The sequence below is a fragment of the Comamonas sp. UBA7528 genome, from assembly GCF_002479375.1.
Lineage (GTDB): Bacteria > Pseudomonadota > Gammaproteobacteria > Burkholderiales > Burkholderiaceae_C > Comamonas.
Genome location: NZ_DLMU01000004.1, coordinates 1 through 15,492, shown reverse-complemented (window position 1 = coordinate 15,492; position 15,492 = coordinate 1). Strand labels below are relative to the sequence as shown.

At 57.8% G+C, this 15,492-nt stretch carries 18 protein-coding genes and 1 tRNA gene; 6 read left to right on the top strand and 13 right to left on the bottom strand.

What is annotated here, in order from left to right; translation table 11 throughout:
• Positions 1-78 precede the first annotated feature (78 nt).
• The 4 genes from B3349_RS04205 (at position 79) to B3349_RS04190 (ending at position 3,566) form a co-directional block, all read left to right on the top strand.
• Positions 79-1,101 carry a class 1 fructose-bisphosphatase gene (locus B3349_RS04205; protein ID WP_280014254.1) on the top strand — a complete coding sequence of 341 codons (1,023 nt, stop codon included), beginning with the start codon at positions 79-81 and terminating at the stop codon, positions 1,099-1,101.
• A gap of 12 nt (positions 1,102-1,113) precedes the next feature.
• Positions 1,114-1,189: transfer RNA gene (locus B3349_RS04200), tRNA-Thr, on the top strand.
• A gap of 533 nt (positions 1,190-1,722) precedes the next feature.
• A complete protein-coding gene (locus B3349_RS04195) occupies positions 1,723-3,033 on the top strand; it encodes an AAA family ATPase (protein WP_291586674.1) in 1,311 nt (436 codons plus the stop codon).
• Positions 3,033-3,566 (top strand): hypothetical protein, encoded by a 534-nt coding sequence (locus tag B3349_RS04190; protein WP_291586672.1) that lies wholly within the window; start codon positions 3,033-3,035, stop codon positions 3,564-3,566. The genes B3349_RS04195 and B3349_RS04190 overlap by 1 nt, the downstream gene beginning before the upstream one ends.
• Positions 3,567-4,129: 563 nt before the next feature.
• On the opposite strand, the gene B3349_RS04185 is transcribed toward B3349_RS04190, so the two are convergent.
• Genes B3349_RS04185 through B3349_RS04175 form a run of 3 tightly spaced genes read right to left on the bottom strand, consistent with a single transcriptional unit; the run spans position 4,130 to position 5,562 of the window.
• Positions 4,130-4,585 carry a hypothetical protein gene (locus B3349_RS04185; RefSeq protein ID WP_291586670.1) on the bottom strand — a complete coding sequence of 152 codons (456 nt, stop codon included), beginning with the start codon at positions 4,583-4,585 and terminating at the stop codon, positions 4,130-4,132.
• Between the two features lie 3 nt (positions 4,586-4,588).
• Positions 4,589-4,942 carry a hypothetical protein gene (locus tag B3349_RS04180; RefSeq protein ID WP_291586668.1) on the bottom strand — a complete coding sequence of 118 codons (354 nt, stop codon included), beginning with the start codon at positions 4,940-4,942 and terminating at the stop codon, positions 4,589-4,591.
• Positions 4,939-5,562, bottom strand: coding sequence for a hypothetical protein (locus B3349_RS04175; protein ID WP_291586666.1), 624 nt, complete (start codon positions 5,560-5,562; stop codon positions 4,939-4,941). Before B3349_RS04175 ends, B3349_RS04180 begins: the two co-directional genes overlap by 4 nt.
• Positions 5,563-5,736: 174 nt before the next feature.
• Between B3349_RS04175 and B3349_RS04170 the strand changes: the two genes are divergently transcribed.
• On the top strand, positions 5,737-6,612 hold the full coding sequence (locus B3349_RS04170) for a hypothetical protein (protein ID WP_291586664.1): 876 nt from the start codon (positions 5,737-5,739) through the stop codon (positions 6,610-6,612).
• An 80-nt stretch (positions 6,613-6,692) separates the two neighbouring features.
• Here the strand turns inward: B3349_RS04170 and B3349_RS04165 are convergent, their stop codons facing one another.
• On the bottom strand, positions 6,693-7,172 hold the full coding sequence (locus tag B3349_RS04165; protein ID WP_291586662.1) for a DUF2280 domain-containing protein: 480 nt from the start codon (positions 7,170-7,172) through the stop codon (positions 6,693-6,695).
• A gap of 260 nt (positions 7,173-7,432) precedes the next feature.
• Here B3349_RS04165 and B3349_RS04160 point away from each other — a divergent pair, with 260 nt between their 5' ends.
• The gene (locus tag B3349_RS04160) at positions 7,433-8,194 is read left to right on the top strand and encodes a DUF5677 domain-containing protein (protein ID WP_291586660.1); all 762 of its coding nucleotides are present in this window, start codon (positions 7,433-7,435) and stop codon (positions 8,192-8,194) included.
• Between the two features lie 57 nt (positions 8,195-8,251).
• On the opposite strand, the gene B3349_RS04155 is transcribed toward B3349_RS04160, so the two are convergent.
• From B3349_RS04155 to B3349_RS04110, 9 genes are all read right to left on the bottom strand, one after another.
• Positions 8,252-8,518, bottom strand: coding sequence for a hypothetical protein (locus tag B3349_RS04155; RefSeq protein ID WP_291586658.1), 267 nt, complete (start codon positions 8,516-8,518; stop codon positions 8,252-8,254).
• Entirely contained in the window at positions 8,515-10,374 is a 1,860-nt protein-coding gene (locus B3349_RS04150; protein WP_291586656.1) for a DUF927 domain-containing protein, read from the bottom strand. Before B3349_RS04150 ends, B3349_RS04155 begins: the two co-directional genes overlap by 4 nt.
• A complete protein-coding gene (locus B3349_RS04145) occupies positions 10,364-11,278 on the bottom strand; it encodes a toprim domain-containing protein (RefSeq protein WP_291586654.1) in 915 nt (304 codons plus the stop codon). Before B3349_RS04145 ends, B3349_RS04150 begins: the two co-directional genes overlap by 11 nt.
• Positions 11,275-11,481 carry a hypothetical protein gene (locus tag B3349_RS04140; RefSeq protein ID WP_291586652.1) on the bottom strand — a complete coding sequence of 69 codons (207 nt, stop codon included), beginning with the start codon at positions 11,479-11,481 and terminating at the stop codon, positions 11,275-11,277. Before B3349_RS04140 ends, B3349_RS04145 begins: the two co-directional genes overlap by 4 nt.
• Positions 11,478-11,927 carry a hypothetical protein gene (locus B3349_RS04135; RefSeq protein WP_291586650.1) on the bottom strand — a complete coding sequence of 150 codons (450 nt, stop codon included), beginning with the start codon at positions 11,925-11,927 and terminating at the stop codon, positions 11,478-11,480. The genes B3349_RS04140 and B3349_RS04135 overlap by 4 nt, the downstream gene beginning before the upstream one ends.
• 3 nt (positions 11,928-11,930) lie before the next feature.
• Positions 11,931-12,137 (bottom strand): hypothetical protein, encoded by a 207-nt coding sequence (locus B3349_RS04130; RefSeq protein WP_291586648.1) that lies wholly within the window; start codon positions 12,135-12,137, stop codon positions 11,931-11,933.
• A gap of 284 nt (positions 12,138-12,421) precedes the next feature.
• Positions 12,422-12,679 (bottom strand): hypothetical protein, encoded by a 258-nt coding sequence (locus B3349_RS04125; protein WP_291586647.1) that lies wholly within the window; start codon positions 12,677-12,679, stop codon positions 12,422-12,424.
• Between the two features lie 668 nt (positions 12,680-13,347).
• On the bottom strand, positions 13,348-14,661 hold the full coding sequence (locus B3349_RS04115) for a tyrosine-type recombinase/integrase (protein ID WP_291586646.1): 1,314 nt from the start codon (positions 14,659-14,661) through the stop codon (positions 13,348-13,350).
• Positions 14,662-14,795: 134 nt separating this feature from the next.
• Positions 14,796-15,029 (bottom strand): hypothetical protein, encoded by a 234-nt coding sequence (locus tag B3349_RS04110; protein WP_291586645.1) that lies wholly within the window; start codon positions 15,027-15,029, stop codon positions 14,796-14,798.
• Positions 15,030-15,492: the final 463 nt, after the last annotated feature.

Sequence of the window (15,492 nt, the reverse complement as noted above, 5' to 3'; positions counted from 1 at the left end):
CGGCACCGCGTCCGCCCCTTGCGCCAGGTGGTCCGGCCTGCGCCAGATCACCCGTGCATTTTTAAGGAGTTCAAACCCATGAAGAAAAACATCAGCCTGACCCGCTACCTGGTCGAGCAGCAACGCGTGGACGGCCTCATCCCCGGCCAGCTGCGCCTGTTGCTGGAAGTCGTTGCCCGCGCCTGCAAGCGCATCAGCTTTGCCGTGAACAAGGGCGAGCTGGGCGACGTGATGGGCACTGCCGGCAGCGAGAACGTGCAGGGCGAAGTGCAGAAGAAGCTGGACATCATCGCCAACGAGACGCTGATCGAAGCCAACGAATGGGGCGGCCACCTGGCTGCCATGGCCTCGGAGGAAATGGAAGGCATCTATGTGGTGCCCAACCGCTACCCCCAGGGCGAATACCTGCTGATGTTCGACCCGCTGGACGGCTCGTCCAACATCGACATCAACATGTCCATCGGCACCATCTTCAGCGTGCTCAAGAAGCCTGAAGGCCACCCCGGCGTGCACGACAGCGACTTCTTCCAGCCCGGCACCCAGCAAGTGGCCGCCGGCTACTGCATCTACGGCCCCCAGACCACGCTGGTGCTGACCGTCGGCGACGGCGTCTCCATGTTCACGCTGGACCGTGAGCAAGGCTCCTTCGTGCTCATCGAGGAAAACGTCAAGATCCCCGAAGACACCAAGGAATTCGCCATCAACATGTCCAACATGCGCCACTGGGATGCGCCCGTGAAGCGCTATGTGGACGAAGTGCTGGCCGGCAAGGAAGGCCCGCGCGGCAAGGACTTCAACATGCGCTGGGTGGCCGCCATGGTGGCCGACGTGCACCGCATCCTGTGCCGCGGCGGCGTCTTCATGTACCCCTGGGACAAGCGCGAGCCGCTCAAGCCCGGCAAGCTGCGCCTGATGTACGAAGCCAACCCCATGAGCTGGCTGATCGAGCAGGCCGGCGGCATGGCCACCAACGGCCGCGAACGCATTCTGGAAATCCAGCCCACCCAGCTGCACGAGCGCGTAAGCGTCGTGCTGGGTTCCAAGAACGAAGTGGAACGCATCACGCAGTATCACCTCGAAGCCGATAAAAACGCGCTATAATTTCCGCTTGTTGCCGGTGTAGCTCAGTCGGTAGAGCAGCTCATTCGTAATGAGAAGGTCGCGTGTTCGATTCATGTCTCCGGCACCACGAAAATAAAGGAAAGCCCGCTATCCAAAAGATAGCGGGCTTTTTCTATTCCCCGAGCTTGTAGGCAATCTGTAGGCACTTTTGCCAAATCAGGCCCTGAGTCCCTCCTGGTTGCGCCGCGCCCACCACAACACTTCGCTTCAGACTTCTCTGTTTTCGGGTGTTATGCGTGTTACCTGTGTTATCCCTTTGCGAATCAACGCCTTGCAGCAGAACACTGCTGATGTAGTGGGTGTTATGAGTGTTACGGGCTAGCGCTGTGCTTAGACAACCAGTGACTCTGATACCAAGCATGCTCAGGCTACAAAGTGACTTTCGACGCATTGTGGCTGTTCAATCTTTGACCTCAAACGTATGCTTTGCAGTGGCGTTCAAGAGGCATAACTGCGAGACTCTTGCTGACATTCTGGAAAACTAGTCGACTCAGTCATCCAGCCATGCGAACCAAGACTGCATTACAAGTTAGAGTTCAAGCATATTGGCAACACAGGGATTGAGTTCTTAAAGATCAAACCAACGCAGGAGATCAAGTGATGAATGATGAGAGCAATGTCGCCGCAACTGACCCAGGAGCGACATCTGCGCAAAAGAGATCTGGCGAGAGGGCGAAGAAAGTGAAACGAAAGCGGGCCCATCCGCGATTAGAAGTCAGTAACTTTGGTCCAATTACGCATGCTGATGTTACCTTTGGCGACTTGACGGTCATTGTTGGTCCGCAGGCAACAGGAAAAAGCTTGCTGCTTCAGACGCTGAAACTACTGGTAGATCGGGAACACGTCCACGATACCTTCAAGCATCACAACATGGGCTTTGCGGGTAAACCTGATGGCTTCATGGATGCATATTTTGGCAGGGGTATGCAGGGGGCCGTTGACCGTAAAACTAGTGTGGTTTGGGGTGGCAAGACCCTTAACCTGCACGATTATGCCAAGCCAAGCAAAAGCACGCTCAGATATGAGCGTGTATTTTACATCCCCGCGCAAAGAGTGATGAGTTTGCCTGGGGGAATCTCGCAGAACTTTGGGCAGTTTAATTTTGGCGACCCTTATTCGCTGCGAGCCTTCAGTGATGCGGTTCATGACCTTATTCAAAATGAATTTGGTGCAAAAGGTGAATTGTTTCCAGCGTCAAATCGCCTAAATGAGGATTTGCGAGCACCAATTAGCGAACACCTATTCGGCGGTAGCCGCCTGATGATCGATGAGGCAGACTACACAAAGAAGCTTGCGCTAAAAGTCGACGGACAAAAGCAGGCATTAGGATTCCTGTCTTTGTCAGCTGGACAACGCGAATTCATTCCTATGCTGCTTGGACTGTATTGGCTTTGTACGCCTCAGCCTCGGCGCAAGACTGGCCATAGCAAAGAAGAGGCCATTGAGTGGGTGGTATTAGAAGAGCCGGAGATGGGACTCCACCCTCAAGCCATCTCTGCTGTCTTGCTCCTGGTTCTTGAGTTGCTACGCCGTGATTACCGTGTCGTTATCTCAACTCACTCCCCGGTTGTACTAGAAATGGTTTGGGCACTACAGGAGTTCAAGAGCCTAGAAGCAGATGAATCGTCAGTCCGCGAGTTGTTTGGCCTGACAGCATCTAACAAAGCTAAGGCGCTAGGCAAAGCAGCACTCGAGAAGGACTACAGGGTTTATTTTTTAGGTCGTACGTCTTCTGCCACAGAAATTTCTCATTTGAACCCAGGCGCAGACAATGAGCAGGAAGCTAGCTGGGGAGGCATTACAGGCTTCTCCAACAAGACAAATTCGGCGATTGCGAAAGCAGTGAACAAAGCAGAGGCTCGGACCAAGCGAGTCTCACGCAAGGCAGCAACAAATGAGGAGCGCCGCTGATGGCAACCAAAAAAATTGCAAAGGCAGGTGCCAAAGCGTCACCGACGAAAAAGACAGACTTCGAAAATGCAGCTACCAAGGCTGGGCTAGCAATAGTTGCAGGGAAGCACGCCGTCAAGGGGGAATACCGGGATCGCATTACTGTTAGTGCAGGAAACATTTTCACGCATAGCGTTGACATTGATTCTCACTATAAGCAAAGTGAGGGCGCATCACCTCGGTGGGACTATGCCGTTGGAATAAAGTCAGGAGCGAATATTGAGTCGGCTTTTTGGATCGAACCACACCCCGCCAACAGTACTGGTGAAGTGAAGAAGATGATTGAAAAATTGGTGTGGCTGAAGAAAAAATTGGAAACCGAGGGATTTTCTGATCTACGAAAATTAAGGGATTCTGCAGCGACAAAGGGAGTATCCCCTTATCGATGGCTTGCGACTGACGCCACGATCCGAGTAACGGCGAGCAGCAAGGAAGCTCGTTTGCTAGCCCTGAATGGTTTAGACATGCCGCGTCGTACGGTGCACCTAACATGATGCGCCCACGGCTAACTAGAGCGCCCTAGGGCAACAGGTCTACCCTCCACTGCATCCTCTTGCAACCATCAACTACTAGCAGCCCCCTCGCCCAGCAGCTCTCGCAGCTTCTGCCCCTTCGAGCGCGCGCCCTTTGATGGTCGCGGCGGCACCTGCCGTGCACGCCGCTGCTCCTCACGCTTGTAATCCTCTGCAGTCCACCGGGATGGATAGGCCGCGCCTTCAATACGCGTGACGCCACGGACAACGCGTGTGCTGCCCGAGACCTTGAGCCTCTGTGTCTCCGCAACCTTGTGGCGAGACTGCTTCACCTGTACAGGCCGGCTGGCCAGGTGAAAAACAGATGCTGGTGCCGTGTGCATGCACGCAAGCGGTGGGCACTCTGCAGCGGGCTTGATGACAATGCTGGGGTGCCACGGGTCGTCATCATCGGCAAGGGCGAGAAAGCTGCTCAGCGCACTCATTGGTAGGCGTCGAAAGGTTGAACACCTACCCCATGCTAGGAACCGCCCCACCAATGAAAAACGCGGCCTAAGCCGCGTGGAGTGCTACTGCTGGCCAGGTCAGGCCATGGCGTAGAAGTTGGCTATCTCAACGTCCAGCAGATCCCCTGCAGCGACGTTGGCAGCCTTGTCGGCGAAGGCCACCACCACGTTGCCGGCAGCGGCAGCGGTCAGGCGGCCGGCGGCGCCGATGGTCAATGGCTGGCCAAAGGTGTAGTTCCCGGCAGCCATGGCGGCCTGATACTGCTGGCCCGGCTCCAGGACGTAGGCCACGCCCGTCTCGCCCGATTGATATGGCTGCTTGAGCGGGTGGGAGGCATCGAAGGCGCTTCCGAAAGAGGAATAGAAATCACGGTGGGCCAGCAGGCGCACCTTGTGGCCGAAGGCAGCCGCCTGGGTCAACGTGGTGGCGCCTTCGGTCACGAACGTGCCAGGCAGCAGGGCCGCGGCCACGGGCTTGTCCGATACGGTGCGAGGCTGGCCACTGCTCGGGCCGCGATAGATTACGTTTGCCATGGCTTACTTGGCTCCTTCGTCAATCAGGCTGTTGATGGAGTAGCCCGCAAACTCATTGCTTGCCGAGTTTTGGGCTTGCTTCTCCCCCTTCGCCGGTTCCTGCTGCTTGCCGGCCTGGTCGCGCAGCATCTTCGTGTAGTCGGCCAGCAACGCCACATCAGTCTTGCCGTCGGTGTGGATGCCGGCCTCCTCCAGCTTGGCCAAAACCTCCACTCGGATGGGATCTGCCTCCGGGCCTGGTGCGGGTGCCTGGGTGCCATCGTTGCGCACCGGGCGGTAAAGGCGGCTGGCCTCGGCCAGGGAAAGGTGGCGCAAGTCTTTGGGCGCCGGGTGAGTGTTGGTGGTGAAGACCATCATTCGCCCTTCTCTGCCAGGTTGATGAGGTTGGCCTTGGCGACATCCAGTCCTGGCACGGTGAAGTCGATGTGGTGGCGGTCACCATAGAGGCGACTGGGCCAGTATCCGGGGGCAGTCTGCATCACCATCAATTCGCGCTCGTTGAGCGCGGCGCCGACCGCGAGGCGGTGCAGGTGGGCCGCCTTGAAGGCCGAAAATGCCTTGCTCTCCATCTCGATAGCAGCATGGGCCTTGGCGCGCAGGATGGCCTTCTCCGCTTCCTTGACGGCGGCGTCCGTTTCCTTGGTGTTGTCCTGGGCCTGCTGCAGCGCCTGCTCATGCTCCGGAAGAACGGACTCGAAGGCATCCAGGCGGGCGCGAATGTCTGCCACGCTGTGCTGGGGTTCCTGGGCCTTCCCGCCCAGCCCAAAGGCCGCCAGGATGCCGGCGCGCTGTTCCTCCTGGGCCTTGGTCAGCTCGGCCGTCTCAGTGGCAATCAGCCCCTGCAGGCGCTCCAACGCTTCCTGTGCTGTGCGCACTCCCTTAATTGCGGCAACGTGCGCTTGGCTGGCCTGCTGCCACCGCTGTTTGGCCGCGGCGAGTGGTTCTATTGTCATTGGTGATCCCATGTTGGTGAACATGGGGCCAATGCTGGGGATGAGGTTGTGTCAGCGCTTGGGGTGGCGTGTCATGCTTGACAGTTGCACGTAACTGCCAAGAGATTAAGAATAGAGAGTTACGACAGCAAAAGCGGCCATGCCAACCACTACAGAAAGCCGCTATGCCGTGCTAAGAATATATTTAGAGGGAGTTCGGTGAAAACAAAAGAATTTCAAGGATCTTGCGCATTAACAAAAATTCCTGGAAAATATGTTAAATCTCATATACTGCCAAGAGCTCTAACAAAAATATCCAGAGACGGCCAAAAGGTCATAGAAGCTGGAATCGGTCTTGGGAGAAAAACACGCCCCGATACATGGTATGACGACCAATTGTGCACTAGCACTGGTGAAAAAATTCTCGAACGAATTGACACTCGTGGAATAGAAGAGCTTCGCGAGTTAAATTTAGTATGGAGTGGATGGCCGATAAATTCTAAAGATTTAGTATCCACCGAATGGGATGTTGCGCCATTAGAAAACACAGAAGCATGGCATAGAGTTCTTAAATTACCAGATGAAGCTGCAATCAGACTTTTTTTCCTCAGTATCCTCTGGAGAGCATCAGCAAGCAGTCGCCATGAGTTTGACGAAGTCAAACTATTACCCGACGAAGAAGAAGATCTAAGAATTCGTGTTCTTAATGAGAATCCAGGAGATTTTAGAGATTTCCCGATACACTTATTTCAACTAAGCACCCGTGGAATATCACACAATCGGATTCCATTAATCGAAGAAGCAGAAATTCCAAGCAATAGCAACGTAAAAATCCTACGAGCAAGAATATATATAGACGGCCTTATCGCCCACATAACCTTGCCAAGAAATGAGAAACTTAATGACGATTTTATGAAATTATCTTTAGGCAACGGCCCAGAAAGCATTGTATTTATTACTCCATTTGAAAAATCAAGAGCATTCAACAATATTCAAGAGATGGTTTACACAGTAGAAAAAGAACGGAGAACTCCGCCAGGGAAAAAAAATAGTATTTCACTTGCAATCGAAACGATTAAAAGCCATAGTTACTAAAGAGTGCTTAATTATAAATTCTCTATAGAAACTCTGAAAATTAATTACGCTTATCTAGCAACTGGCCCTTTACTGCAGTGCTAGAACTTGTCCCGCACGCTCTGCACCGCCTCCTTGAGCTGCTCCGGTGTGACGTTGGTGGTGACGCTGGTCATGGCCAGGGGCTGACCATCCTTGCCTGTGACTTCCTTGCGATTCGTGTAGGCCCCACCCAACTCCTTGGCAGACTGCTCAAGGATCTGGAGCACCAGCGCGGCATTGCCCTGCTTCTCGGCCCGTTCCAGGGCACGCTGCAACACCCGAAGGCGGTAGACCTGCTTTGCCACGGGTACGGCTGCAACGCCTTCAAGGAATCGCGCCCGGGTTTCATCAAAAAGCGCCACCAGCTTCTTGGCCACGCCCTTGCTGGATGCCTTGGTGTGGTCGTAGCTCTCCACCTGCTGGCGGCTGACGACAACCCCGAATTGTTCCTTGACGGCTGTGGCCACCGTGGAGGGTGAGTCATAGCACGCGAGGGCTTGGACAATAAAGACTTTGAGGTCTTCGGTCAGGGTCGCCATGATGATGCTTTCTGTCGGGGGTGGGTCTTGGTTGAGCTACTCACATGGCATGCTACGAACCGGTCATGCATCGTCCCGTCGCTACCTCTCAAGCTGGCGCACTGAGCAGAAATCAAGCCGCGGAGCCAGACATGCCTAGATTTGGATAAATCAATAACATCTAATATCCACCCGAGGGCATACTGATTTTATCAAGAAATGATTTCATGTAGATTTATCTCATCACCTCTTGCGTCATAAATAAATTTAGGCGGTATTAATTGAAAAATATTAAATTCCCAGCATTTGGAATGGATAGCAGGACAGAAAGCACATTCGCAAAACATAGCTTTCTTTCTGAAGAGCTTATGCAAATGCGTTACCGAAATGAAGAAAATGGTCAAGAAATAATTGACATTGCCAGGAAGCTTATAAGATATTCATTAAATGATCTAGAAATATTAAACAAAGAAACTTTCGCACCAAAAGAATGGACAGCAATGTCATTTTTCTTTCGGATGTTGGAAAGTAGTCAGGCGTCTATACTTCTCGCTGATATGGGAATGAATGGAGCTGCCACAACAACGTTAAGAACGGGGTATGAGTGCCTTTTTTTTGCATGTGCTTGTTGGCGAAAACCAGAATTTAAAGAGAAATTACCAGATGGCACCCGCAATGAAATGTACAAAATCACAAATGGGCTAAGTAGATTTTTTAATGACTCTGATTTCTCAGAAGAAATAGCAAATAAAATTTCAAAACTTAATGTAAAACCATTAAAAAGCGGCCCAACTTACTATGAGGCGGCTCAAGTTGCAGATTTAGAAATTTTATTCCAAGGAATTTATAGAAGCCTTTCCATGCTAGGAGCACATGCCACAGAACATAGCCTAATCAACTATAAACCCAGTGGGGAAAATATGACTGTCAATATCGGGCCTTCTTTTGAAAATTTTGAAAAAATCTTCGAAATGTCAGTCTTGTGCATACAGACTGGCCGGGAGCGCCTGCGAGAACATTTCAGCCATATCCAGTTCGATTAGAACTTTCAGATTTTCTTTAGAATCTGCGCCCCCTCTAGTTTCGCCCATATCCATAGCCTATAAACACACCGCATCCGCATACCTCCTGGCATTGCGCACGCTCATCCCTGTAAGGTCAGCAATCCGGTAGCTGGCATCCCGTGGGCTCAGGCCCTGGCGGTGGAAGTGCTGGGCGTGCTGCATGGCCATGACGCGGGGCAAAGCAGCCAACACCTCGGGGCGGGCCACGGCCTCCAGCAAGCGCCTGGCCACCGCCTCCCCGAACTGCTCCACCATGGCCAGGATTGCAGCCTCGGCCAGTTGCTGGCGTTGCTCTCTGCTCATGCGCGCCCCACTGCCAGCTTCTCAGGCTGCACCACGTACACACGGACATTGCGCGCATGAATGCGCTTCACCCTTGATGCCTTGCCGTCAACACCAGGGGCCAGCAAACCTGATTGCTGCAGAGTGCGAACCGCCCTGCCGAAGTCGAAGCCCTTCAACGCCTCGCGCATACCGTCCCCGGTGAAGAGGTATTCCACCCCCTCCTCAGTGCTTTGCCACCAGCCCGCACGGTCGCGCACAAGGGACTGCTGGCGCTCGCTGTAGATCTCGCCCGCATCGGAAAACCTGCTGTCCCCGTGCCGCTCCACAAAGGCCATCACTGCCTGCACTACTTGGTCTTGCTCTGCATTGCCGGTCACATCCCCGCGTAAGGCAGTCCAGGCAGCAAAACCCACCTTCGCCGCGGTGGTGGCCTCGCCTTCATCCCAGCCGGTGATGCCGTAGGTGGTGGCCAGTTCGCCGGCCAGGGCCAGTACAGCCAGCCGGGCAGCAGCGCGGGAGGGTTGCCCATCACCACTTTGCACGCCCTTCAAAAGGTGCGCTTTGATGTCCTCGAGCCGAGTGGCCATGTCGCCGGTGTCGCGGGTCAGCTTCTCCAAGAATGCCCGGCCGGCCGTGCCGTAGTTGGCATTTGCAGCCCGCTTGAGCGCGTCGGAAAATGCAGGCCCGTTCTGGTGCTGGTGCAGGTTGTCCCAGGCGCCAAATGTGCGCTGCGCCGTAATGTCCAGCAAGCGCACGGCCTGGCCTGCCTTCACCCGCTGGCCAGCCTCGGCCATGCTGGTGGCAATGCTGCGCTCCCCGGTGCTGATGACGCTGGTGCGCCAGCGGTGCACGGTGCGTGCAGAGCCGTTGCGGCTGGCCCGCTGCTTGCCCCGGCCATTGCCCAGCATGTAGACCACCTCGCCCACATCGCGTGGGTCGCACTCGCTGATTTCATCCAGGGCCAGGAGGGAGTCATTGAACAGCGCGGCCGCGCCTTCCAGGCCGTTGGCAGTGGTGCGCCAACTGCGGCGGAAGTTATCGCCACCCCACACGCTGGCAGCGGCCTGCAGTGCGGTGGTCTTGCCGGTGGAGCTGTCACCAATGAGGTGCAAGCCGCCAGACTCCACCCCCACCAGGGCCAGCACTGGCCCAGCAAAGGCAGAGCTGATGGCCAGCACCAACAGTGGGTTGCCGGCAGCAGGTGCTGCAATGCCTTGCTGCCAGCCGGCCAGGGTGCCGCGCTGGGTGTATTCGTCCGTGCCCTTGGCCTCGCTCTGGTAGGTCACGCGCATGGCCTGGGGGCCGATGACCATGTCCGGCAACGCGAAGGCTTTGAACTGCCCGCCGGCCCAGCCGGTCTGCATGACGGCCTCCATCTTTCTGGTGGGCACCTGGCTTTGCAGGTAGGTGGCCAGCATGTTGCGGCCGGCGTTGCTGGGGTCGAGGTGCACCCCCATGGACAGCAGCACGCCCCGAAGGTCTGCCGTGTCGCCGCGCAGCATCTCCATGGGCATGGCCCACGTCTTCCAATGGCCCAGCGTATTGCGAAAGCGCAGCAGTCGGCCGAAGTTGGCACCAGCGGCATCGAAGGTCACAGCGTCCACATGCAGCGGGCTGCAGATCCAGCTTTGCACCAAGGCCGGCAGGGCATCCCCCTTGCTTGGCTTCAGGCCAAACCACCAGACCCCGGCCCGGTACTTGGTGCCGTCGCCGGCCGTGTGCGGCTCGTCCAGCACCACATAGCGCGGGCGCTCCAGCTCATTTGGGATAGGGCTGGGTTCTGCTGGGATGGCGCTGGGTTCCAGTGGGTTCCAGGCTTGCTGCCCTGCATCCATGCTGGCGCGGGTGGTGGTCTCGATGTCTTCAGTGGCCATGGTCTAGCCCTTCCATAACTTCGGCAAAGCACGCACGCACAGCGTTGCTGCCTGCCAGTGAAAAAAGGTCGTTGAAGTCGGTCGCCTTGGGCGGTCGGTCTGCAGGGAACTGCGGCACTGCCACCAGGCCGCCGACGGCCAGCGCTGCAGCGCGTGCGGCAGTCAGGCCCGGGTTACCCTCGGTGGTGTGGTCGTCGTCGGCAGCCAGGACGATGTGCAAGCCCGGGTACTTCCGGCGCAGGGCCTGGGCCACGGGCGCCAGGTTGCCGGCACTGAATGCGGCGGCCACGGCCAGGCCGGTGGCGGCGCGCACGCTGTGCGCTGTGGCCATGCCCTCGCACACCACGATCCCCGCCTCTGTGCGGCCCACGGCGTGATAGCAGCCACGCACGCGGCCTCCGGACAGAAAGCGCTTGCAACCGTCTGGTGCAATGGTCTGCAAGCTGTGCAGCACGCCGGCACTGTCACGCATGGGCACCAGCAGCACTGGGCCCTCGGCGCGCAGGCTCCATGGCTCGATGCCCTTGGCCGTCAGGTATGGGTGCTGGCCTGCAGCGGTGGCAACTCTCCAGCGCGCCTGTGCCACTGCCCGGGTCTGCTGCTGGCACACCTGCAACGCTGCAGCCCGTTGCAGCTTGGCCGCCTGTACGCGTTGCAGCATGGTGGCGCGCTCGGCCGGCGTCAGCGTGCTTTCTGACTTGCTGCACCATGTCTCTGTCAGCCCGGTGCGCCAGTTGCCAAAAACTCCGGCCGGCAGGCCGTCGGCGTGCAGCACATACCAGCCCGCACTGTCACTGCGCCTGCCGGTGGTGCTGAACCGGTAGAGCTGGCCATCAGCGTGGATGGTGTCGGGGGGAATCAGGCCCGCCGCCGCGATGGCCTGGGCGAAGTGGTCGGCAATCATGCCGGCACCTCCACACGCTTGGCGCTGCAGCCGATGGCGTCGGGGCGCTGGTTGGCTGCAGCCTCTGCTGCGGCCATGGCCTGGGCCGGCGTGTCGTAGAGCGCCGGCAGCCGCTCGGCATAGCTGGTGGTGATGCCGCAGGCAGTGGGCAGCCCCTCCAGCAGCAGGCAAGGTGCCCATTGCTCTTTGGTGGCGGTGGTCATGCTGCACCGCCTTTCTGCTCTGCCTTGATGGCCAGGAAATCAACCACGCGATACAGCGATTCAAACTCGTCGACCGCGGCACGAAGGAAACGCCACGCGCCGGAATCCTTGTCGGGGAATGCATCTCTGGCCAAGCGGGTGACAGAAGTCGCACGCCACCACTGCGTATCGAAAGCGCCGGCATCGCTCGGCGCCTCGACCTTCAACTGCTCCACCACAGTCAGAGCCACCTCCGCCGCAGTAATGCTGTCCTGGTACTCGTCCCGCCATTGGCTGTTGGAGGATGCGGCCTTGATGGCGTCATTCAACGATTCGGCCAGCACCGAACAAGCCAGGTGTATGGCTTGCTGAAGCGTTGGAAGTTGGACAGCGCAGGGACTTGCAGCCTGTTTTTGGCAAAGCTCCGCCTGCACTGCCACTTGGGCAGCGTTGTTTGGGGTCGCCATGGCTCAGCCCTCCAGCGTTGCGGACAGGTTGCGCAAAGCGGCCAGGGCCTGAATTGCCTTGCTGCGGGCACCGGGGACGTTGGCGTGCGGCTGGCGCAGGTAGAACACGGCCATATTCAGCGCGTTGTGCGCCTGGGCGTGCAGTTGGATGGGGTCAGGTGTGCCCGTGGTGGGCGATGTAGGCGCGAGTGCGCGGGGAGAGGTAGCCATGATGGCCTCCAAGAGGTGCGGTTTTCCAGAAACCACCGCTCTGAGACCAATCAGGGCGGTAGCTCGACAGGTTGGTCTACCGGGCACCTCTTGCGAGAACCGGCCAGGCTTGCGCCTGCCTGCCGAGCCACCATAAAGGGGCGCGAATGACAAAGCCGCAGACCATTGCGGAAGCTGCGGCTTTCGTCGCAGAGATGCTTCGGGAGACCAATCCCGATCGCGCTTCACGGGCGCGACAGCCCCAATGTAGCACGACATGCGCCGACGATGGAAGAGGCTACGCATCATTTCACCTCCATTTCAGCCAAGCGCTGGCGGCCGGCAGCGGTCAAAAGGTAGCGGCCAGGCTGGACAGGCTGCCCGTCGCGGTCCAGCACGTTGACGCGCTCCATATCGATGGCGTCTTGTCCAAGGCGCTGGCGCAGTTGCCGGATGATTTCCGGCCCATTGCTGGCACCGGCAATGCGGTCGATGGCCTCGCGGCTTATCCACTCCCGGGTGTGCAGCAGGGCATGCACCACGCGCTGTTGGCGGGGTGTCATCGGGCGGGTTCTGCTAGCATGCGCGCAAGTGTTGAAGGCGCTCAGTTCTGTTTTGCGGGGCTGGGCGTTTTTCTTTTCTGTCATGCCTTTGCCCTCCAGGCGCGGATGCGCTCTGCGATGAAGAAGATGGCCACCAGCATCAGGCCACCCCCAGGATGCTTCGGATGCCTGCCACAGGCCACCCCAGCCGGCCCGACACACGCACAGGGCGCAAGCCCATCGGGAACGTTTCCTTGCAGGCCCAAATGCGAAGCGTTGTAGGGCTGCGGTTCAGGTAGTAGGCCGCCGCTGCAGTCGTCACCGTGGGGTTGGTGACCAGCTCCAGCGCGGGAAATTGACGGGGCTTAGATGCAGCGAGCTGTGCGCTGCCAGGTGTTGCGATCTGCACTCGAAACCATCCTTTCGCCTTGCGGCTATTTGCAATGGTTTCTCATGCTACGGAGACGCTTTACTCTGTTTGGGCGTGTTTGGTAGTTGTTGTTGCAACAGCCTGCAGCACGGCATTGCACACGCCTCGCATAACACCCGCTACACCGTGAAAAGAGAAGGTGTTATGCGCTAAGTTGTTGATAGGAAAAGGAATAACACCAATAACACTAAAAAATAGAGACTCGCGTGAAGTGTTTTCCAGGTGGGCGCCGCTGCAGCTGGGCTGCCGCTGCTGGTGGTCAGCTCACCGCACGCAGCTTGCCGGGCTCTGCCTGGGCATCAAACTCCACGCCGGCCTGCTCCAGAATCCAGCCCTCGATGCGCTCCAAGAACGGGCGCAAGGCATCCACGCTGCGAGGTCGGTAGCCCTCTGCTGTGGCACTGGGCTTGTGCCCCATCACCTGGGCAATTGCTCCTGCTGGTGCACCTGCTGCCTCCCCCAGCAAGGAAAAGCTGCGGCGCAGTCCGTGGAACGTCAGCCGATCGATACCCGCCGACTTCAAGGCCTTGCCATGGCTGGCCCGAGGATCCACGATGTGACCGGTCTCGCCTGCGCTGTGGAATACGAACTCCCCTACCCTCGGCAGCCCGGCCAGCAGGTGATGCAGGTAAGGGGTCAAAGGGATGACTCTGGAGCTTTCCACCTTGTCGGCCAGAGTCAGCTTGCGCCACCGGAGGTCCACTTCTTTCCAGCGCAGAGCGGCCATTTCCTCGCGGCGTGCCCCCGTCAGCAACAGAGCGCGCAGGTATGCACTGGCCGTGAAATTGTCCAGCTGCACCACACCACTCCACCACGCTGCCACCTGCGCAGTCTCCAGGGCATCAGTACGGCGCTTGGTGGCCGGTAGGTTCTGCACTATGGCTGGTGCCTGGCCAGCAGCACGGTCGGTAATGTCGCGGTACTGGGGCTGTGACGAGCACCAGCGCAGAAAACCGCGGAACATCATCAAGGCCCGGGCAGCCTGGTGCTTGCCTGACTTGGCTTCCTTGTCATGCCACTGCTTGAGCGAGTCCTCATTGATTCCCGCCAGAGGCAGGGCCAAGAGGGGATAGAGCGGGCCAGGCCTTGTCACGCCCTGCCCCCGCTTCTTTGGCACTCCGCCGGCGGCTGCCATCGCGTGCAAGTCCGCCAGGTAGCGCGGCTTCCACCCATCACGCCGCTTAGGTCTGCCGTTCTCCAAGTACACAGGCCACAGTTCACCCACGGTCAAGGTCTTGGCCAACTCCTGCTGGCGCCGGGCTTCCTGCTCGGCTTGTTGCTGCCTCTCCAGCTCACGCGGGTCTTGCCCCTTGTCCAGCATCACGGCATAGCCTCGGGCTTGCTCCCGGGCCTGGTCCAGCGTCCACGAATCCACGGCACCAATCGAGATGCGCAGCGTCTTGCCGTGCAGGCGGGACTCAAAGGCGTAGGTCTTGCGGCCGGTAGGGGTGGCGCGCAGCAGCAATGCGGGCACATCGGTATCCCAAAGGAACCCCTGCGTCTTGCCGTCCGGGCAGTGGAACGAGGCCACGCGGCCTGCAGTCAGTCGAACCCTGTTTGATGCGCCAGCCATGCGGCTCCTTCTGCTCTCAGGTGAACTTGTAGGCAATCTGTAGGCAATCTGTAGGCAAATTCGCGAAATAAAGACATGTAAAGATAAACAGTCTTTTGCCAACAGTCAGCCACAAGCCATTGTTTTCATTGATTTTATAAACAATGACAAACACAGGCAAACACCTTTATCTTATCATTCGTAATGAGAAGGTCGCGTGTTCGATTCATGTCTCCGGCACCATTGAAATAAAAAAACCCGCTATGTTCTGCATAGCGGGTTTTTTGTTTTTCAGTGCATTCGCCTGTACATCGCTTTTGCGGTCGTGCTGCTGCCGACCATTGGGTGAAGCTGACTTCAGCCCTGCCTGCTTTGCAGCGTTGCTTCATGCGGGTTTGCTGCGCAGCGCCCTGACTGCTACGAATGATGCTGGCGTTACGCTGGAGCCATTGCCTCCATGCCTGCAACACCAACGTCGTTGAGTTCGTGCGACTCGCGCGACGACTGGCCACCGACTCCAACCTCCAATCTGGTCAAGAACGGTCAGGGGATTGCAGCTACGGTTTCACCAACACCCGCAGTTCCCCCTGCCAATTTAGAACTGGCTACGCAAGATCAATACTGCATTGCGCGGCGCGCCATACCAATTACCTGTCGATGGCGAGGCTCAGTGCAGCGGCGTCCGTGGCATGGACGGCGATGGCGTCACCACCGCAGGCCGTGGTCTCTTCGCCCAGTACGTCACCCGCAATGACTGGCCCCATCGCCAATGGCAACGATGGCGCCATCGCACACCTGGGACTCTGGCGCTCGCTGTAGACCTCGCCCACTGAATCGACCAGCTTTTTCTAG